Annotated in this window: 17 protein-coding genes and 2 pseudogenes; 6 read left to right on the forward strand and 13 right to left on the reverse strand. The window is 65.4% G+C overall.

Going from position 1 to position 19634, the window contains the following annotated elements:
• The first annotated feature begins 75 nt into the window (after window positions 1–75).
• Entirely contained in the window at window positions 76–939 is an 864-nt protein-coding gene (locus B9N97_RS07730) for an FkbM family methyltransferase (protein WP_085085035.1), read from the forward strand.
• 12 nt (window positions 940–951) lie between these two features.
• Here the strand turns inward: B9N97_RS07730 and B9N97_RS07735 are convergent, their stop codons facing one another.
• The 5 genes from B9N97_RS07735 to B9N97_RS07755 all read right to left on the reverse strand — a co-directional run bounded on the left by B9N97_RS07735 (window position 952) and on the right by B9N97_RS07755 (window position 4805).
• A complete protein-coding gene (locus B9N97_RS07735; RefSeq protein ID WP_085085037.1) occupies window positions 952–1143 on the reverse strand; it encodes a hypothetical protein in 192 nt (63 codons plus the stop codon).
• A 165-nt stretch (window positions 1144–1308) separates the two neighbouring features.
• Window positions 1309–2040 carry an IS21-like element helper ATPase IstB gene (istB, locus tag B9N97_RS07740; RefSeq protein WP_085082852.1) on the reverse strand — a complete coding sequence of 244 codons (732 nt, stop codon included), beginning with the start codon at window positions 2038–2040 and terminating at the stop codon, window positions 1309–1311.
• Window positions 2027–3547, reverse strand: a complete 1521-nt coding sequence (gene istA, locus B9N97_RS07745; protein WP_085082850.1) for an IS21 family transposase — start codon at window positions 3545–3547, stop codon at window positions 2027–2029. The genes istB and istA overlap by 14 nt, the downstream gene beginning before the upstream one ends.
• A 62-nt stretch (window positions 3548–3609) precedes the next feature.
• On the reverse strand, window positions 3610–3861 hold the full coding sequence (locus B9N97_RS07750; RefSeq protein WP_085085039.1) for a hypothetical protein: 252 nt from the start codon (window positions 3859–3861) through the stop codon (window positions 3610–3612).
• Window positions 3862–4067: 206 nt separating this feature from the next.
• A complete protein-coding gene (locus tag B9N97_RS07755) occupies window positions 4068–4805 on the reverse strand; it encodes a hypothetical protein (protein ID WP_143266497.1) in 738 nt (245 codons plus the stop codon).
• Window positions 4806–4932: 127 nt separating this feature from the next.
• Here B9N97_RS07755 and B9N97_RS07760 point away from each other — a divergent pair.
• Window positions 4933–5265: pseudogene (locus B9N97_RS07760) on the forward strand (transposase); the annotation flags it as partial.
• A 164-nt stretch (window positions 5266–5429) separates the two neighbouring features.
• On the opposite strand, the gene B9N97_RS07765 reads toward B9N97_RS07760, so the two are convergent.
• On the reverse strand, window positions 5430–6377 hold the full coding sequence (locus B9N97_RS07765; protein WP_085084737.1) for an IS110 family RNA-guided transposase: 948 nt from the start codon (window positions 6375–6377) through the stop codon (window positions 5430–5432).
• Window positions 6378–6560: 183 nt separating this feature from the next.
• Between B9N97_RS07765 and B9N97_RS07770 the strand changes: the two are divergent.
• Both B9N97_RS07770 and B9N97_RS34800 read left to right on the forward strand, forming a co-directional pair.
• Window positions 6561–7034 (forward strand): annotated as a pseudogene (locus tag B9N97_RS07770) (IS5 family transposase); the annotation flags it as partial.
• A 275-nt stretch (window positions 7035–7309) separates the two neighbouring features.
• The gene (locus B9N97_RS34800; RefSeq protein ID WP_167393236.1) at window positions 7310–8299 is read left to right on the forward strand and encodes a glycosyltransferase family 2 protein; all 990 of its coding nucleotides are present in this window, start codon (window positions 7310–7312) and stop codon (window positions 8297–8299) included.
• 519 nt (window positions 8300–8818) lie between these two features.
• On the opposite strand, the gene B9N97_RS07775 is transcribed toward B9N97_RS34800, so the two are convergent.
• From B9N97_RS07775 to B9N97_RS07790, 4 genes are all read right to left on the reverse strand, one after another.
• A complete protein-coding gene (locus B9N97_RS07775) occupies window positions 8819–11899 on the reverse strand; it encodes a glycosyltransferase family protein (RefSeq protein ID WP_085085043.1) in 3081 nt (1026 codons plus the stop codon).
• Window positions 11900–11964: 65 nt separating this feature from the next.
• Window positions 11965–13203, reverse strand: a complete 1239-nt coding sequence (locus B9N97_RS07780) for a tetratricopeptide repeat protein (RefSeq protein WP_085085045.1) — start codon at window positions 13201–13203, stop codon at window positions 11965–11967.
• Between the two features lie 114 nt (window positions 13204–13317).
• Window positions 13318–14919, reverse strand: a complete 1602-nt coding sequence (locus B9N97_RS07785) for a tetratricopeptide repeat protein (protein ID WP_085085047.1) — start codon at window positions 14917–14919, stop codon at window positions 13318–13320.
• Between the two features lie 47 nt (window positions 14920–14966).
• Complete coding sequence (locus tag B9N97_RS07790; RefSeq protein ID WP_244560607.1) at window positions 14967–15509, reverse strand: hypothetical protein; 543 nt, start codon at window positions 15507–15509, stop codon at window positions 14967–14969.
• Between the two features lie 215 nt (window positions 15510–15724).
• Here B9N97_RS07790 and B9N97_RS07795 point away from each other — a divergent pair, with 215 nt between their 5' ends.
• A complete protein-coding gene (locus tag B9N97_RS07795) occupies window positions 15725–16309 on the forward strand; it encodes a D-sedoheptulose-7-phosphate isomerase (RefSeq protein ID WP_085085049.1) in 585 nt (194 codons plus the stop codon).
• A gap of 33 nt (window positions 16310–16342) precedes the next feature.
• The gene (locus B9N97_RS07800; RefSeq protein WP_085085051.1) at window positions 16343–18052 is read left to right on the forward strand and encodes an O-linked N-acetylglucosamine transferase, SPINDLY family protein; all 1710 of its coding nucleotides are present in this window, start codon (window positions 16343–16345) and stop codon (window positions 18050–18052) included.
• On the opposite strand, the gene B9N97_RS07805 is transcribed toward B9N97_RS07800, so the two are convergent.
• The 3 genes from B9N97_RS07805 to B9N97_RS07815 form a co-directional block, all read right to left on the reverse strand.
• Entirely contained in the window at window positions 18031–18447 is a 417-nt protein-coding gene (locus B9N97_RS07805) for a type II toxin-antitoxin system RelE/ParE family toxin (protein ID WP_085085333.1), read from the reverse strand. The two genes, B9N97_RS07800 and B9N97_RS07805, sit on opposite strands and share 22 nt — an antisense overlap.
• Before the next feature lie 4 nt (window positions 18448–18451).
• Entirely contained in the window at window positions 18452–18703 is a 252-nt protein-coding gene (locus B9N97_RS07810; RefSeq protein WP_085085053.1) for a type II toxin-antitoxin system ParD family antitoxin, read from the reverse strand.
• 92 nt (window positions 18704–18795) lie between these two features.
• Entirely contained in the window at window positions 18796–19620 is an 825-nt protein-coding gene (locus B9N97_RS07815; protein WP_085085055.1) for a hypothetical protein, read from the reverse strand.
• Between the last annotated feature and the right edge of the window lie 14 nt (window positions 19621–19634).

The raw sequence follows: 19634 nt of genomic DNA on the forward strand, positions 1-19634 counted from the left end.
GATAGCTGAAGCGTTGATCTATCAATTCCATGCCCATAGAGTGCTCCTGGTTTTCAGTGGTGGATCAGGAAGAACATGGCTCTTCAGAAATTCGATATCGTTTCTGCAAATGGAATGAAGTTCTTTTTGCAGCTGGACCCGCAGGATATGGCGCAGCGTGACGTCATCGCCCATTTCCTCAGCGGCCAGATGTACGAGCACGAAACGTCTCTGCTGTTCCTGAAAGCTTTGCGTTCTGGCGATACCGCCGTCAATGTTGGTGGCAACGCCGGTTATTTCACCATGCTTGCTGCAACCTTGGTCGGTACCCAGGGGTGCGTGGTCACCGCCGAAGCCAACCCCACCCTTGCGGCACTGATCCGCAACAGCGCCGCGCTGAACGACATCTCGCATCTTTCCATCGAAACCGTGGCGATCAGCGATCGCAATGGAGAGATCGTTTTCGGATCGAACGGGTCCAATGACAGCAACGGCGGCGTCGTGCCCGAGAAGGCGCCGGGAGAGGCGCTGGAAAGCAACGAGTCCATCACGCAGTTCGTCGCCCGCGCCGAGACGCTCGACAGTCTGGCGGGCCGGCACGGCCTTGAGCGCATCCGCCTGCTGAAGATCGACACCGAGGGACATGAACTGAATGTCCTGAAGGGTGCCGAAGGGCTTCTCCGCGAAAAGAGGATCGACTTCATCGCCGCCGAGTTGAACCTCCCCGGCTTGACACGGAACCGCACGACCCAGCATGAGTTGAGGGCGTTCATGGTGGGGCATGGCTATCACATGTTCCTGCTCGACCATAACGGAGCCCTGCCCCGCCTCGTGCCCCCCGGAACCGAGGTCAGGCAGACCTACACCTGCAACGTCCTGTTCTCCCGCATCGAGACGATCGCCGGGGTTTGGGACAGCGTGGCAAACGAACCCGCCGCCGTCCACATCGCCCAACGCTGAACCCGGCCCTCCTTACCCGATCCTGACCACCAGCAGCCCGTCATTCGCCACAGCGAGCCCGGCCGATTGCGAGCAGACATAGCCGATCGGGTTGGGACGGGACACGTTGCGGCCATAGGTGGTGAAATGGATCAGCGCCTGCTGCTGGTCGGTGCCGAAACTTGCGGCCAGATTGTCAACCGGCTTCCAATTTCCAGCCGGCATCGGCTTGCAATTTCCAGCCACGCTTGCGGTTGCAGAACCTGTTGTCCAGGGAGTCCACGGGAGGGTCCCGCGCGCGCCGCGGAGTGCCCTCATGGCTGACGCAGCGGCGCGTGTGGGAGGGGCCTGTGGGCCCCCCTGGGCAACGGACGGGGGGAGGGCTTTGGATCAGGAGCGGTTCTTGAACCGCCAGCTCTCGTTGCCGGTTTCCAGGATGTCGCAGTGATGCGTCAGCCGGTCGAGCAAAGCGGTGGTCATCTTGGCGTCGCCAGCGAACACCGTTGGCCATTCAGCGAAGCTCAAGTTGGTGGTGATCAACACCGAGGTCCGCGAGTACAACTGGCTGAGCGCGTGGAACAGCAGTTGGCCGCCACTCTGTGAGAACGGCAGGTAGCCGAGTTCGTCCAGCACCACGAGATCAACGCGGGTCAACTGGTCAGCGAGCTTGCCCGCCTGCCCGATCCGGGCTTCGGCCTCCAGCCGGTTCACCAGGTCGATGACGTTGAAGAACCGGGCACGGGCGCCGCGGCGCACGCAGTTGGCCGTAATGGCGATGCACATGTGCGTCTTGCCGGTCCCGGTTCCCCCGATGAACACGGCGTTGCGCTGGGTTTCCAGAAAGCCGCCATCGTGCAGGTCGCGCACCAGCCCCTCGTTGAGGGGACTGGCGGTGAAGTCGAACTCGGCCAGCGTCTTGGCCAGGGGCAGCTTGGCGGCGCCGAGCTGGTAACGGATCGAGCGCGCCTGCTTCTCCGCCCGCTCCGCCGCCAGCAGATCGCCCAGGATCTGCTGGACGGTGCGCTGCCGCTTCAGCCCGTCGCTCATCACCTCGTCGTAGGCGGCACGCATGCCGGCCAAGCTGAGCTCGGCCATCAGCGCCATCAGCTCATGCCGTTCCATGGCAGCCCTCCCGCACCGCGCGCAGGCGGTCGTAGCGCCCGCAGTCGGCGGCCGGCTCGATGGACAGCGTCAACGCCGTCGGCACCGCCATGGCCGGTGCCGGTGTGACGTCGTGGCGCCGGGCGAGGATGTTCAGGATCACGTCCCGGCTGTGCGTACCGCTCGCCAGTGCCTCGCGGCAGGCGACCTCCACCGCCTCCAGGCCATCGGTGAGGATGGCGGCGAGCACGCCAACGAACTGCCGGTCAGCGTCGTCGCCGCGGCCCAGGCGGGTCCGCACCGTCGCCAGGGCTGGCGGCAAATCCCAGTCCCGGAACGGCGCCCCGTTGCGCAGCGCCCCCGGCTTGCGGACGAGAACCGGCAGGTAGTGCAGCGGATTGTACCGCGTGTGGCCGTGCCCGAAAGCTCGTGGGTGCTCGGCGACGATCGCGCCGTTGAACCACACCACGATCCGTGTCGCGTAGGCGCGGACCTGCACCGGCTTGCCGGCGGCGATCGCGGCCACGCTGTAGCGGTTGCGGTCAAAGTGGATCAGGCAGGTTTTCGAGACGCTGAGCGTGGCCTCGTGGAAGCCGTCGAAAGGATCGCTCACGGTGATCAACGCCGGCCGCTCCGCCTGGAACACCTCCCACACCGTCCGGCTCCTATCCTCTGGATGCGGCGTCTGTTGGGCCCAGACGATCACCTCGTCGTGCAGGCGGTCGTTCACCTCTTCCAGCGTCTTGGCGCGCAGGCGCGGCGTGAACAGCCGCTGGCGCAAGGTGCCGACCTGGTTCTCGACCTGGCCCTTTTCCCAGCCCGAAGCCGGGGTGCAGGCCACCGGCTCGACCAGGTAATGCGAGCACATCTGGGCGAAGCGGCGGTTGAAGCGGCGCTCTTTGCCGACAAATACGGCGTCCACCGCCGTCTTCATGTTGTCGTAGATGCCGCGCTCGCACAGGCCGCCGTAGAAGGCCGCGGCACGGGCGTGGGCGTCGAACACCATCTCCTGGGTCTGGCGCGGGTAGACCGCCACGAACGGCATGCGGCTGTGGCACAGGCGGGCATGGGCCACCTGCACCTTGGTCGTCACGCCGTCCAGGATGATCCACTCTTCCGCCCAGTCGAACTGGTACGCCTCGGCCGGGGCAAAGGTGAGCGGAACGTAGGCGTTCACCGGCCCACTCGGCGGCTGGCGCTGCTTGAAGCGCTTGATGTAGCGCCGCACCGTGTCGTAGCCGCCCTGGAACCCGGCATCCTTCAGCCGTCCGAAGAGCCCCAGATAATCGAGCCGGTCACGCACCGGCCGCCGCTCGTTCTCCGTGATCAGCCGTTCCAGCTCCTCCTGGAACCCGGCCAACTTCGGAAGCGGCTGGTGCTGGCGTTCGTAGCGCGGCGCCGTCTCGCCCGAGCGCAGGTATTTCGTCACCGTCTCCCGCGACACCTTCAGCGACCGGGCAATGGCCCGGATGCTTTTCCCCTTCGCGTGCTCGCGTCGTATCCGTGCGATCGTCTCCACCGTCAACATCCCTGTCCGCCACCCTGTCGTCCAAACCCAGGGTGGTAGTCTGCCAGATCAGGGGTGGCTGGTTATTGGACGCCGATCACCCCTGAAACTGGCCCAGTGTTGCAGGCCGATGCACAGCCAGATCGGGTGGTGGCCAGATAGCCCAGGCTGTCGAAGGTGATGCTGCGCCCTTCCCGTCGGCCCTTGGTCAGGTAGTGGCGGGCCGCCGCCGCCGGGTCCAGACCGAAGGCGTCGAAGCGGGTGGACCGCCCCCGCGGCCTGAGCGTCAGGTGAGGGCGGGTGGCGGCGACGGTGTCGGTGCCGAAGGCGGTCACCAGATCCGGGCTGGCTGCCAGACCAGGAGAGCGGATCGAAGGCTGCGACTGCCGCCCCCCGCCCGGCCGAAGCACAGGGAATACGCGCAGGCAGCCGTGCGCGTCTTTCATTTCCCAATCGAAAGGGAAGGAAAACCCGAACTTTTCTCAACGCCGGGATTCTGGGCAGCTTGGCCAGTCGGTCCCGGCCGATCATTCCCAGCCCGTTATCCCTTCATCTTGAGATTGATTTTGGAGACCGGGAAATGCCGCCTGTGGACATAGATGGCCTGATCGGGCCTCAGGATGCCTCTCCACTCGCCATAGACATAGATGTCTTCGGTTTCGATGCCGTAGCGGCTGACCAAGACGGAATAGATGCTCTGGTCGTGTCGATGGTGCTTGTGGTCACCGAAAACGGCGCTCTTGATGCAGGCGTAGAGGAACCCCTCGTCCACATAACGCTGGAAACGTCCGTTGGCTTTGTAGCCTTGGATCCCTGCCCATATCTGATTTGCGTTTCTTTCCTTTTCGGACGCCCCCATGATTCTGAAACAGAGATCGTGCGTCCAATCCTTGTTCTTGTGGAAATCGCTGACGATGAAGATGTGGTTCCGTTTGATCTTCTCGTAAATGTCCTTGATGCACCTGACCAGCATCGCTCCGGAGTCCAAATACAAGACGTTGTCTCCGTACGACGCCGCATCCTTGATGACGAAGGACTTCCAAGCGAACTGCTTGGGCGTCAAGAATTCGGGGTAAATGTCGAAGACCCAAGCCGGGAATTCGACAACTTGGACCTTGTGGCACCTGTTCAGAAAATCCACCTGTTCGCCCGAAAGACCAAGATTGTAGACGAGGATCCTGTCGATGATGGAATCGCTCGTCCCATGGGCAGTGCTGATCAGAAGGAGACAGGATTCGTAATAGGCGGAGTTGCAGCACGTAACGAGGACATTCGACATCTTCACCACTGCCAAAATTCAAGAATTCTGTCTGTAGAAATTTAGTCGACACTATCAGAATCCTTTCGGGATCAGCAACCCCGCTAAGAGCGCATAACAAAACGGGATTTGGGCTGTTGGGAGGGGCATGGCTGGACCTCTCGTCTCCGACGCCCTGTGGGCGCTGATTGAACCGCTGCTCCCTCCGGAGCCGCCCAAGCCGAAGGGCGGGCGACCCCGGCTGGACAACCGCGCGGCGCTGACCGGCATCCTGTTTGTACTGCGCTCCGGCATTCCCTGGGAATTGCTGCCGGTGGAGATGGGCTGCGGCTCAGGCATGACATGCTGGCGCCGGCTGCACGAATGGCACCAAGCCGGTGTCTGGGAACGCCTGCACCGTGTCCTCTTGGATCGGCTGGGCTATGCCAACGCCATCAACTGGGAGCGAGCCGCCGTGGACAGCGCCGCGGTCCCGGCAAAAAGCAACCGTGTCGCCAAATGGCGGGACATGAACCGGCCGTGCTCCGGGTCAAGGCTCACGCTGGCGCGTGCCCGCCCTTCGGGCGGCGGTGGCCTTGACCCGTCCGCGCGTCCGGTTCCTTTGGCTTGGCATACGGTCGGCGCCGGGCGCCGACCATCGGCAGCTTAGGTGGGCGCCTCCTTCCAGGGCTGATTGTGGGCGAGCATGGCATTGAGGCGAACGATCAGCTTGCGCATACAGGCCGTCAGAGCAACTTTAGGCGGCTTTCCCCTGGCAACCATCTGCGAATAGAAGCGGGCCAGAACGCCCTTTGACCGACCTGTGGTCGCTTGCAAAGCGGCCATGTATAGGACCCGGCGCACGTCCGACCGACCGCCGGCAATCCGGCGTTTCCCGTGCCGCTGACCGCTATCATCAGGATAAGGAGCGACGCCGAGCAGGGCGGCAGCTTGACGGCCCGAGATCCGCCCCAACTCGGGCAGCAGCGTGGCAACGGCGACAGCGGTGATGGGACCGACACCAGGAGCGGACGCCAACACCTGTACACTCTGTGCCAGACCGCTATGCGCCTGGACGCGTTGCGCAATCTGGGCGTCAAGATCGGCAATGGCCACCCGCAAGGCCTCCACGGCCGGATAGACAAGTGCTCTGGCCTCGTCTGGAAGCCGAACCAAAGCTTTTTCGATATCGGCCCGCTTATCGACAAGAAGGCGCCGCGTCCGGACCAGATCGGCTACAGCTTCGCGTTCCGGTTCAACTGGTTGAGGCGGAAGGCTATGCAGCTGAGCTGTGAATTCTGCGATCATCGCGGCATCGATAGCATCGGTCTTTGCCCGCTGTCCGACTGCCTTGGCAAAATGGCGGACCCGCGCTGGATCGAGCACATGAACGCTTGCTCCGGCCGCTCTGAGCTCATTGCGGAGCGGTCGTTCATACCCACCAGTGGCTTCAAGCCCGACGATCCTCACATCGTGCGCCCCAAACCACGCGATCAACTCCTGCCGCCCCTCCGGATGGTTTCCTCCGTGCCATCGGGCTCCACCAGGAAACACGGCAGCATCAAGACAGGCTTTGCCCACATCGACACCGCCAAAGGCGTGGATCTGTGTCATCCTTGTCTTCCTTCCTTGTGGTACGGGCTGACGAGCCCATGCAACCGTTCGGACTTCAAGGAAGGCTGGTCGCCCACATGCTTTTTGCCGGCCTTTTCGCCTGGGGGGCATCGGGGTCGACCAACCCGGACGGCCGTAGCCAGCGTGCCGTCCGGGTTCCATTCTAACGGCTTCACAAGACACAAGGGGGGCGAAGCGACCGGGCCGAACCCGACGGACCGTAGCAAGCCGGGTTCCAAGCGCCACATCCTCGTTGATGCCAACGGCATCCCGCTGGCCGTGAGGATTTCTCCAGCCAACCGGCATGACAGCAAGTTGTTGGAGGAAGTCGTCGATGCCGTGCCGGCGATCCGGCAATGCGCGGGTCGCCCACGACGACGCCCAACCAAGTTGCACGCCGACAAGGGCTATGATTTCGCCTTCTGCCGGTGGGCGTTGCGACGGCGGGCCATCATTCCGCGCATCGCCCGCCGCGGCATCGAGAACAGCGAGCGCCTGGGCCGACACCGTTGGGTCGTCGAGCGTACCTTGGCCTGGTTTGCCCGCTTCCGCCGCCTCGCCGTTCGATACGAGCGGCGCGCCGACATCTTCACCGCCTTCCACCAAATCGCCGCCAGCCTCATCTGCTGGCGCTTCGTCCAGAGATGGTTCTGTTAGGCGCTCTAAGCTGCTGGCGGTGGCATAATCACGCCCGAAGTCCGCCTCAACGGCGGCTCCGAGCATCTCGGAGCGCGAAAAAGCGCTCCATTCTGACAAAAACGGGCGTCGGAAACGCCATTTCCAAGCCTCAGCAGAGGCAAAAAGCCGGAATATGTTCGTTTTTCCGCGACCTGCTAAAAACGTTCTTGCAGGGTACAAAATTCGAAGTAGCATTGGCTGTCCCGTACTACGCTTTGTGGTTCCGGTTCTTGCCTTCAGCCCTGAGAGTTCCGATGTCCTTGCTAGATAGAGCTTCAAAATTTATGCAAGATTACGAGTGCGGCGCTTATTTTAAAAGGCTCACAAACAATCCAGAGCCTCACAGCTTCAGGAAACCGCCTGTAATTTATTATCATAAAATTTTCAGCAGCAGCTCTCCGGTTGTTACAATTGTAACACCCGCATTTGAGCAGGAGGATAATATATGTAAAAATATTTCTGCAATCATAAAAAATTGCACCATGCCTTTTGATTGGATATTTATAGACGATGGGTCAACCGATGAAACGTTAAAGGTGGTAAGCTGCCTATTGAGAGAATGCAGATCACCTCATTTGTGCGAGGCGGTTGTACTTTCAAATTCAACACCAATATTTGAAACCGCCTGCGACAATATGGGATTCTACATTTCTCGCACTGAAATAATTATTGAGGTGCAGGCGGACATATTCATAGAAGAGCCAATGTTTGCCGAGATGGCAATATCCGTATCTCTAAGCCATCTTCGACCTTCAGCAATTTCCGGGCGTTGCGGACACATCCTTGGATGGGTCGCCCCCTCTCTGCAACTGCCTGATAAATACAGAAATATGGTGCAAGGGGTCGGTTTGATTGGAGAAAAGATTGAAGACTTACAGCTAGTTTCTGCCATCAAAGGGAAAATTTTCCGCTGTGAAACGGTAAACAGAGGCCCCTGGATTCTGCGGCGGTCGGATCTCGAGTCCGTTGGTTTTCTTGATGAGAGAAATTACTTCCTCGGCAATGACGACCACGATTTTCATGTCCGCCTCTACAAGAAGACAGGAAGACTTCCTGTTTATTTACCAATGACGATCAATTCTCCTATATCTATAGGATCAACGCGCAAGAAAAAAGAGGGAATCAATTTAGAGATTTTTAGCCTTCTTAAAAATACGAGAAAAATAAGCGGTGAGCTCATCAGTTTTATGCAGAACTATGAGCCATTTCAGTTCCCTGAAGCCATTTCTGTTTCCATCTCATAGAGCCGGTTTTATGATCGTTTCAATGGCAGGCTCGTCGAAATAGCAGGCTTGCCATGACGCGCTGTGTCATGCCGCCGGAGACGGCGATCCGGGTTTCATAGCCTTGAACCAAACGTCTCCAGCGGGTTCAGCCATCCGAAGGTCTGCTCAATAGCCTAATCGCAAATGACAAGTTTTGCCTGACGCGCACGGAACAGCTTCAGCTGAACTGACCGCGTGCATGGGGTAGGCTGCGGGAGGCTTGTGAACAAGCATGCGTGAGAGTGAACAGTGAGTTGATGGCGATACGGTTCGAACCGAGGATCAGAAAAACCCAGGCGATTCAATGCGTTTCGAACAAAAACCTTTGATTGCGACCTGATTCGCGGATCTCGTCATGGGCTGCAGTCAATAGTGCCGCACTTCTATAGTGCTAGACATATGCCCGCACCCAACCACTCTGCTATTGTTCATTTTTCTTCTTGCCCAGAGGCAGTCGTCCACGCATGAATCACATCACGCTTTCAACGCCAACACTTTTCAGATGGCCTCTTTCCCCTTCCGCGCGTCCAACTCCTCAAACACCGCCTCGATGCGGTCAACGGAGCGGGCGACGGTGAAGTCGCGGGCCCGGTCGCGGCCGGACAGCGCCATGCGTGACCAAGCGGCGCGGTCCTTGACCAGACGGCGCAGGCAGCCGGCGAGCGCCTGATGGTCCTCCGCCGGGAACAGCAGCCCGTCGACGCCGTCGCGCAGCACCTCGCCGCTACCGCCGGTGCCGCTGCCGACCACGGTCAGGCCGGCGGCCATCGCCTCCACCTGCGAGATGCCGAAGGGTTCCTGGAAGACGCTGGGGAAGACCAGCACGTTGCAGCGGGCGAACAGCTCGGACAGGCCTCGGCGGTCGAGGAAGCCGGTGAAGCGCACCTTGCCGGCCATGCCGTTGCGCTCCACGAAGTCGCGGCAGCGGGCCATCAGATCGGCGTCCGGCGCCTCCCCGGCGAAGGTACAGTCGAAGTCGACGCCCTCGCGGTGCAGGAGCCCCAGCGCGTTGACCAGCGTCTGCGGTCCCTTGTAGGTGACGAACAGGCTGGCGAAGGCGATGCGCAGCCGGTCGGTCGAGGGCATCACCGCGCGGTGGAAGTGATCGACGCGGGCGCCGGGATAGATCACCGTGGCGGGCAGGCCGTAGCCGCCGGCGGCCAGCCGCTCCGCCACCCAGCCGCTGGCCGGCCCGGCACGGTAGAGCGGCGAGCGGGGGGCCGCTTCCAGCGCGTAGCCGGGATGCTGGTTGCCCAGGCAATGCAGCACCGGCACGCCCATCTGCCGGGTCAGCGGATCGAGGAACCCGGTCCCCAGCAGGTCGAGGTTGCCAACCAGACAGGCGTCGGCACGGAAGTCGCGGGCGGTCTCCAGCACGCGGCGGATGTTGGCGCGGATCAGCGCGGCGCAGTGGGCCGGGTCGTCGTGGACGGCGGCGCGCCCGTCCTTCCAGGTGCCGTAGAGGGTGAGCCGGCGGTCGACATGCGCCTCGATGTCCTCGGTCCCGGCCATGCCCGGCCGGGCGAGGTCGGGCACGTCGGCGGTCAGCACCTTCACCGTATGGCCGCGGCGGATCAACTCGGCCGAGAACTCCCACAGCTTGCGGCCGTAGCCGCCGAACTCCTGCGGCGGGAACAGGTTGGTAACCACCAGGATGCGCCGCGGCAGCCCGGTCGAGGGAGCCGTCGCCTGCCGGAACAGGCTGCGGTAGCGCTCCAGCCCCGGATGGCCGCCGGTTGCGGCGGCGAGCGCGGCGGCGTCCAAGTCCGGAGCGGGATCCGCCGTTCCGGCAAGCCGGGCGGCGCGCCGGGCCTCGCCGAGATAGATGGATGCCTCCAGCGGGCGTCCGCCCACCGCATACAGGCGGGCCAGCCCGGCGAGTGCATCCGGCTGCTGGCGGTCCAACCCGACGGCGCCGAGCAGGAAGCGCTCCGCCAGGGCATTCTCGCGGAGGCGGGCGGTCAGCCGGGCGACGGCGACCATCTGCTCGGCGGTCCGCAGCATCGGCTCCAGCGCCGCGAGGCGGGCATGCCGCAGTTCCGGCGCCAGCCCCGCCGCCAGCTCCGGATCGGACAGCGAGCGCACGGCACAGCGCAGGGCGTCGGCACACTGGAACAGGATGCCGCCGGGTTCGGTCGGCACGAACCCCCAGCCAGCCAGATGGGCGGCTGCCGCGGCCTGATCGCGCGCCGATAGGGTGGGGCAGAGGACGAAGGCGCCGGGCAGCCGGGCCATCCGGCGGTCGGTCTCGGCCTTATCAGGCCAGGGCAGCAGCGTCACCGCATCATCCCGTACCCGGTCGGGGGATGGCGGCAGCGGCAGGGGAACCGGCCTGGCGGCATCGAGGTCGGCGGCATCGTCCGGCGCGGCGCCTGGGGCAGAGAAGGCCACCCGCGGCAGGTCGCGGGCCATGAGGCGCAGGTCGGCGGCGAAGCCGTCATCCTTCCCATCCTGCCCGGCCGCATGGACGGTCAGCCGTGAGGAGGTCAGCTGCAACCGCTGCAGCGCCTCGTAGGCGGCGAGGCGGCGGCGGAAGGCCGTCCCCTGGGGCGGCAGGGCCCCCAGCCCGCGCCGCTCCCCGCGCACCTCCAGCGCCGGGTCGACACGGTCGTCGAACACCGCGGCGAGGAACTGGGCGCGCTTGACCTGTGGGCTGTGGAATTCCAGCAGATGCGCTTGGCCTGCCCGGCGGATCGCCATCGCCTGATCCGGGTGGTCGAGGTAATGGCGCGCCAGCTCCACCAGCTCGCCCGGCGAGCGGTAGGTCGCAAGGTGGCGGCCAGGGGTGAAGCAGCGCTCCAGTCCGGCCTCTTCCGACAGCGCGTCGGTCAGCAGGAAACCACCGGCGCCCAGTGCTTCGAAGACCCGCAAATTGAGGTCGCCGTTCAGCGAGACGTTCAGCGTGACCTGCGAAGCGGCGTAGATGTCGGCCGCCGTTTCCGGTGCCGCCCGCATCGCCGTCAGCGGCAGCCCGGCCGCCACCAGCCGGTCCATCATATGGCGCCGCCAGGGGTGGAAGGCGCCGATCTGACCGACAAAGGTGAGCGGACGCTCGGAAGCCGTGGGAATGTCGCGCCGGCGCAGCGCGTAGTCCACCGCCGGGATCCAGTAGACACGGTCGAACCCCGCCTCGAGGAAGGCATGGGCATGCTGGCGGGTGTGGTCGAGCACCACCGCGTCGAAGCTCTCCACCGCGCCATAGGTCAGCAGCGTGCGCAGGGGGCTGGCGAAATGATGGGTGTCGCCGACCAGCAGCACCTTGGTGCCCGGCAGGCGGTCCAGCCCGCGGGGAAGGTTGCGCCGGGTGGCGTCGGCCTTGACGACGATCAGATCCGGACGCTGGTGCGCCGGCAGGCGAGCGACGACAGACGGCAGATCGAACTCGCCGGCCGGGGTGTTCAGCGAGGTGAAGCCGTCGCCGGTCTCCACCGTCGGACAGTCGGGTCCGCAGAACACCTCCCGCTGCGAGAACAACGGACGGCGGTAATGGTCGGGCGTGGCCAGGCAGCAGAACAGCGTCCGGGGGGTGTCGGCTGCCGGCTGCGTGGGGACGGACGGGGCTTGTGGATGCGGCGGCATGCGGGAGGCTCAAGCACGAATTGGGGCGCGGCGGGCGCGATGCCCCGCCGCGCCATGGACCGGGATCAGGACGTCGGCGTCCCCACCCAACCAGGAACGGCGCTCGCGCTGACCAGCGGACGGCGGAAGCTGCCGGCAGCGATCTCCGCACGGATCTGGTCGGGGGTCATCGACACGACCCGTTCGTATTCGGCGGTGTTGTGGGCGTACCAGGGGTTCTCCGTGACCGAATTGGTCGACCGCGCATGGCTGAGATGGAGGAGCGGCCCCAGCGTGCGCTCCACCCGCTCGCCCAGCAGTTCGAGACGCCGGTAAAGCTCGAAATCCTCCCAGCCCCAGGACACGAATTTCTCGTTGAAACCGCCGAGCCGGTCGAACACCCAACGGCCGAAGAAGACCGAGCCGCTGTAGGAGTTCTTGTAGAGCATCTCGTTGCGCGGATCGAACAGGTCGATCTGGTTCACCGACAACGTCCGCTCCACACCGGGGACGAAGTCGGGGCCGACATCGAAGAACAGGCCGTTGAACGGACACGCAAGCGCCACGCCGTCATGCACGGCCCGCTGGGCCAGCACATACTGGGTCGGCTCCACCAGCACGTCGGTGTCCTGCCCGACGACGATCGGCGTGGTCGCGGCGGCCGCCATGATGTTCAGCTGCTTGCCCCGGTGGGTGTAGGGGCTGTCGTTGCTGGTCAGGTGGATATAGCCGTAGTCGGCGGAGGACAGCCCCAGCTCGGCCATGATGCCGGGCACATCCTGGCGCTCCGGATTGTCCTCGCAGATCAGGATGTTGGTGTCGAGATGGCGTCGCAGATAGGTGACGAGGATACGCAGATTGCGCCTGCGGTCCGGGGATTCGATCCGGCAGGGCACCATAAAGGTGACATCGCGCAAGTCCAGCCTTTCGCCGCGGCGCAGCGGCTGGCGCAGGGACTGATGGTGGGCGGCGAGCAACACCGCGTGGTCGAGCTGTGCCGCCAGCCCTTCGTCCTTCGGCGCCAGCGATACCGCGGCTTCGTAATAATCGACCGCAGCGCCCCAGCGGCCGGTCCACTGCATCAGTTCGCCCAGCCGGGCATGGGGCTGCGGACGGTCGGGCCATTTGGCCAGCACCTTGCGGTATGTGGCCGCCGCCGCCGCCAGCTTGCCCTGCATCTGCTGGGCGTAGCCGAGGTTGGACATCGCCTCCGGCTGATCAGGCACCGCCGCCAGAATGCTCTCGTAGACGGCCTCGGCCTCGGCCAGGCGCCCAGCGTGATGGTGGTCGATGGCAATACGGAAGGCTTCTTCAAGGGTCGGCATGAAAGCTCCGTTGGGGCAAGCCGTCTGGGCGCAGAGAGGACGGCCGCTTACTTACCGCACCCGCAATCATGATGCACGGCCGAAGACACAGGCGCTGGAGATCGAATCAGCCGATCATAGGGCGTCCAGATCGCGCAGCAACCCGATCAGACGGCGGGCGGCGCAATGCCAGCCGAAATTCTCCAGCAGATGCGCGCGGGCCGAGCGTCGGGTACCGTCGGGATCGTCGATGACCGCGCGCAGCAGCCGGGCGGCCTCCTCCTCGTCGGGGGTCCACCACTCCCGGCCGCGATAGTCGTCCAGGGCGGGGGTGACGCGGCTGGGGATCATATGGGCGATCCGGCCGTCCAGATAGGCGCGGTAGGCGCTGTGGTCGGGAGCCAGCAAGGTCAGCCCCATGGCGCCGGCCTGCGCCATCGGCAGGTCCCAGCCCTCGCCGTGCGACATGCTCCAGTAATGGGTGGCGGCGGCGTGGAGCGATGTTATGACGGTGTCCGGCAGCTTGCCCTCGATCAGGAAGAGGGGGGCCGCCTGGGCCGGCGTCCGGCCGGTCTCCGCCGCCAGCCGGGCCAGCAGGTCGCGGAGGCCGCCGGACGCCCCGTCGCCCTTGCCCGGCTTCAGCAGCAGGGCGGCGTCCTCCTCCGCCCGCGTCGTGCGCAGCCACACCCGCAGCAGCCCTTCCAGGTTCTTGCGGCTGTTGAGGTCGGAGATGTTGAGGATGCGGACCCGGTAATCGGCCAGCCGGCGCCCCGTTGAATCGAAAATGCCGATGGGCGCCGCCTGGCCGGGCTCCAGCGGCTCCACCCCCTCCGGGCAGATGTGGATGCGGTCGGCGGGATGGCCGGCAGCGAGCCATGCCTGGCGCGAGGAGTCGGTGGCGACGATCACATGGTCGTGGCGCCGGCTGTGCGCCGCCCACAGGGGCGGGATGTCGAGAGCCTCGAACACCGTGTAGTTGATCGTCTTCAGGTTTGGCACCGCCTCGACCAACACCGGCGTGGTGAAGCTCAGCACCGCCTTGGCCCGCACCGGCCGGTCGAGCGTGTGCAGGAGCGGGTCGATCTGGTCGTCGGGCAGGTTGTCGACGTCGTCATGGTTCAGGTCGACCAGCCGGACGCGCACCCCGGCATCGACCAGATGGCGGACGAACTGGCGGACCTTGTGGGCATAGCCGCTGTTGTCGCGGAAGGCGCCGCGGACGACCAGCCCCGGCGGCAGCGACGGGTCGGCGGCGTCCCGGGCGATTTCGCGGGCGGTGGCGATGCGCTCCAGCGACCGGCGCAGGCGGGACGCGAACGCGCCGCCGGCCTCCAGGGTGGCAGCGCGGCGCAGGAGCCGCTCCGCCTCGTCCAGCCGGCCGCGGGCGAGCGCCTCGCGCCCCAGGCGGATCAGCGTCACGCCGCAGTCGGGGTCCAGTTCCAGCTTGCGGCGGAAATGCGCGGCCGCCTCGTCCAGCCGTCCCAAATCCTGCAAGGCGCTCCCCTGGTTGGAGAGGGCGGGCGCCAGCATGGGCGCCAGCAGGAGCGAGCGCGCCATCAGCGCCACCCCCTCCGCCTCACGCCCGGCACGGCGCATCTGCAGCCCCAGCAGATGCAGGGAATGCGGCTCGGCCGGCTCCACCGCCAGGATGACGCGGTAGAGCGCCGCCGCGCGCTCCGGCCGGCCGCCGTTGTGAAGGGCGACGGCCTTGGTCAGGATGTCGTGGATCGAGGGCATGGTCTGACTGGAAAAGCCGGCAAAGGAACGGGGTGTCGTTGCAGGCGTCAATCGAGGGGAACCTCCGGCGTCTTGCCGGGATCGCGCACCGGGTTGCGCATTGGGTTCTTGGGATCGAACAGGCCAAGGCGCTGCAGCGTCTGGGCGAAGCCTTCGGTCAGCATGGTGATGCGGTCGCTGATCTCGGCGATCTCACGGGCGGAAATGACGGGAGCGTCGGCCGAGATGCGGCCGTGGGCGCGGTAGTTCAGGCGGATGGCGACATCGTCGGTCTCGCCCTGGATCCAGGATCCGTGCAGGATCTTGTTGCGCTCCCGCCCCAGCTCCAGGGCCTCGTCGCAGCGGGTGACCAGGGCCTTGGCCTCCTCAGGCGGAAGCCGCAGGCCGGCGATGGCCTTCAGCGCGTCGAAGCGCGCCTTGACCTGCATGTTGGAGGCGATGGGCAGGAAGTCGGTATGATCGGTGCCGAGAAGGCGCGAGATGCACAGCGAAACCATGTCTTCCAATTGCGCCCAGGACACGGCGATCATGCCGATCGCGCAGTACATCTTCACGCTAAGGGGGCCCAGCCGGACCGTCCGCGTCGTCATAGGCCACCCTTGCATTCCAGTCCCCGCCGTCCGGGGATCGACCGAAAATAAGCGTTCCACCCGGTGCGGGAAAGCGGTCATTGCGTGGCCCGCAGTTGACAGAGCCGGGTGTTCCGTAGGATGCACTTTGCGCCGTCCGGTGGGAGCCGCCCACCGGCACCCTCCCCTCCTCCCGTCCGTCCCCTCTCCGCCACACGCACCAAGGTGTCACGCCCATGGACTCCCAGGCCTCCGCCCCGTCGCTGCACGGCTGCCTCGCCTCCGCCATCGATGTGCTGCGGCGCACCATGGACAGCCTGGATCCGGCGCGGGTCGAGGCGGCGGTGGATGCCGTCGCCACGGCACTCGGCGCCAACAGGGCGCTGCTGGTCTGCGGCAACGGCGGTTCGGCGTCCGACGCCATGCATATCACCGGCGAGCTGGTCGGCCGCTTCCTGAAGGAGCGGCGCGGGCTGAAGGCGATCTGCCTCAGCTCCAACCCGGCGGTGCTGACCGCCTGGAGCAACGATTATTCCTACGACACCGTCTTCTCGCGCCAGACCGAGGCCTACGGCGAACCGGGCGGCGTCATCCTCGGCATCTCCACCAGCGGCAATTCGCGCAACGTGATCGCCGCCTTCGAGGTCGCCAAGCAGATGGGCATGACCACCATCGCCATGACCGGCGAGGGCGGCGGCAAGATGGCGGAGTTGAGCGACATCCTGCTGGACGTGCCGTCGCGCTCCACCCCGCTGATCCAGCAGGTCCACATCTGCCTCTACCATTACCTGTGCGAACAGGTCGAAGCCCGTCTCGCCTGAACGCATCCCCCAAACGCATCCCCTGACGTCTCCATGGCCCCGCCCATCCCCGTTCCCGTTCCGGAAGCGCTGAAGCGCCAAGCCCTGGAGGCTCTCGGCGCCGGGCGCCTGGATGAGGCGGAGGCGCTCTATCGCCGGATGCTGGCGCAGGACGGCACGGCTGCCGACCTGTGGAACAATTTCGGTGTCGTCCTGGCCGACCTGCGGCGGCCGGAGGACTCGGCGGCGGCCCTGAGGATCGCCCTGGCCCTGCGCCCGAACTACGACAGGCCGTGGATCGGGCGGGGCAGCGCCGCCTATGGCGCCAACCGGCTGGACGAGGCCGTCCGGTCCTGGAGCCGGGCCATCACCCTCAATCCGCGGCAGGATGCCGGCATCTGGTTCAATCTGGGCGTCGCCCACCAGATTCGCGGCGAGGCCGAGGCCGCCGCCCCCTGCTTCGAGCAGGCCGAGCGGCTGGCGCCCGCCGATCCGCTGATCGCCAGCCAGCGGCTGCTGTGCCTGAACTACCTGGATCTGTCCGGCGAGCGCCTGCTGGACGAACACCGGCGCTTCGACGAGCGGTTCGGCCGGCAGGACGGCAGGCACTTGCCGGCGGCTCCGCACGCCAACCGTCCCGATCCGGAGAGGCGGCTGCGCATCGGCTACCTGTCGGTGGAGTTCCGCGAGCATCTCGGCGCCTATTTCCTGACGCCCCTGTTCGAGCGGGCCGACCGCGACCGCTTCGAGATCGTCTGCTATTCGATCCTGCCGGACACGCATGCCGATGCCTACACCGCCCGGTTCAAGGCGCAGGCCGACGGCTGGCGCACCGTGGGCCATCTGGACGACGAGGCGTTGGCGGCGCAGATCCGCGCCGACGGCATCGACATCCTGGTCGACCTCGCCGGCCATTCCGGGCTGAACCGGCTGCCGATGCTGGCGCGGCGCCCGGCGCCGGTGCAGGTGACGTGGCTGGGCTATCCCAACGGCACCGGCATGGCCTCGGTCGATTACCGCATCGTCGATCCGGTCAGCGACCCGATCGGCCCCACCGACGGCCATGCGGTGGAAACGCTGGTCCGGCTGCCCGCCCCCTTCCTGTGCTTCCGCCCCCCGGCCGCCGCCCCGCCGGTGGTGCCGCTGCCGGCCGGCGCGACCGGGGCCGTCACCTTCGGGTCCTTCAACAAGCTATCGAAGATCACCGACGGCACCGTGGCGCTGTGGGCCGAGGTTCTGCGGCGGGTGCCGGACTCCCGCCTGCTGCTGAAGGACCGGCCACTGTCCGATGCCGGCACCGCCGCCGGGCTGCGGGCGCGCTTCGCCGCCGCCGGCATCGACCCGGCCCGGCTCGACCTCGTCGGCTTCATCAAGGACGCCGCCGGGCATCTGGCCGCCTACAACCGCATCGACATCGCGCTGGACCCGCATCCCTACAACGGCACCATCACCACCTGCGACACGCTGTGGATGGGGGCGCCGCTGGTGACGCTGGCGGGCGGGCGCCACGCCGCCCGCGTCGGCGCCAGCCTGATGACCGCCATCGGCCTGCCCGAGCTGGTCGCCGCCACCCCCGACCGCTACGCGGCCATCGCCGCGGAACTGGCCGGCGACCTCACCCGCCTGATGCGGCTGCGCATGGGCATGCGCGAGCGGGTACGGGCATCGGCGCTGTGCGACGAGCCGCGCTTCATGCGCAACCTGGAAACCGCCTACCGGCTGATGTGGCGGCGCTGGTGCGATCAGCGGCGGTCGGAGGGCTGAACGGAAAGCGGCTGATCCGCCTCTGCGGCGAAACCTGCGGCGGGATCAGGGGGGTCGGCCAAATGGCGGGCCGGCTCCATGCTTTCATGCAGCAACCGCAGGATGACGACCCTGGTCGATCCATCCGATGGACGTTCGACGGCATAATACAGGAAATGGGAGGCGGCACCCCGCCGGCCCGCTGCCGTTTCGAGATGGAAGGCCCGAAGCCCCGGAACGACGGCCCCCCGGTCCCGGGAGCCACCACGGCCAGGATCCTCAGCGACCATTGTCACCGCCTTCGCGATCAGGCGCTTGTAGGCTTCGCGCTGGTGCGTTCCGAACCGCTCCAGTGTTTCCCTCAACACCGTCCTGAAATCCTGCTTTGCCGCGTCGGTGACACGATAAGCCGGCATCACCTCACCCGTCTATCCGGTCGAGGATGTCGTCTATGGGCCGGTCGTCCAGGCGGCCCTCCCTCCAGTCGTCGAAACCGACCATGACCGCCCGCCGAAGCATCTCCAGCTTTTCCTGCTCTGCAGCCTTTTCCCGATGCAGCAAGCGCAGCGCATCCCGGACGACCTCGCTTTGCGATGCATATTCTCCGCTGGCAACCTGACGCTCGACAAAACTGGCAAGGGTTTCGGGGAGGCTGACGTTCATGGTGGGCATGGACATTCTCCAGCGTGTCACCGATACGTTGGAAAGGTTGGCAATTTTTGTCAACACAACGTGTTTTTCTGCCAAAGCCCGCCTCCGCCCTTTCAACCTTCGTCGGCAGCCATCCCCGCAATCGGCCAGGCGAAGTCGCCCATCCGCTCCTTCGCCGGCCCCTGGAAATGCAGGAAGGTGAAGGGGACCGGCGGGCCGCCGTCGGTGCGGGCGCAGACCGGAATGCCGTCGGCGCCGAAACAGATGTCCTTCAACCCGTCGCGCATCGCGAAGCGGCCGTTGGCGTCCCGAATGTTGTGGTCGAAGCCCTGGTCGATCAGGCTTCCCTGCTCCAGGAAGCGGTCGTCACCAACGGCGATCTCCATCAGCAGATGCATGTCGCTGACATGCGGTCGGCCGCCGATGCGGAAACGGTCGGCCAGGGCATGCAGCCGCGGCTTGTCGGCGAAGATCCCGACGAAGCGGTCGCAGAGGAATCCCAGCGCCTCCGGCCCCTCGAAGCAGTTGGCCCAACTCCAATTCCCGGCGATGCGGCCGGCGAAGGGAGCGGCGAAATGTTCCGCCGGGCGGTAGAGCATGATGTCGCTGTCGAAGACGCAGAAGCGGCCGAGCCCGTGGCGGACGGCGAACTCATGCGCGAAGAACCAGCGGCCGTAGCACATCGCCTCGTATCCCTCGCCATTGACCGAGAGATGCTCGTACACCGCCCTGAAGCGGGGGTATGAGCTGGTGTGGAGGCGGATGTCGGTCTGATGGACCGGAAAGGGCAGGTCGCGGATCTCGTCGGTCAGCAGGATCACCGGACTGTCCGGCGCAGCCAGCACCGCCTGCCTCAGAGCGATGTCCAGCACGTCCTTGTGGCCGATATGGACGAACAGGATGGGAATGCCGGGCTTGTCGGGCAGCGTATCGGGCATGGGAGGAGAGGGCC

Origin of the sequence: Azospirillum oryzae, assembly GCF_900177515.1 — a bacterium.
Taxonomy (GTDB): Bacteria; Pseudomonadota; Alphaproteobacteria; order Azospirillales; family Azospirillaceae; genus Azospirillum; species Azospirillum oryzae_A.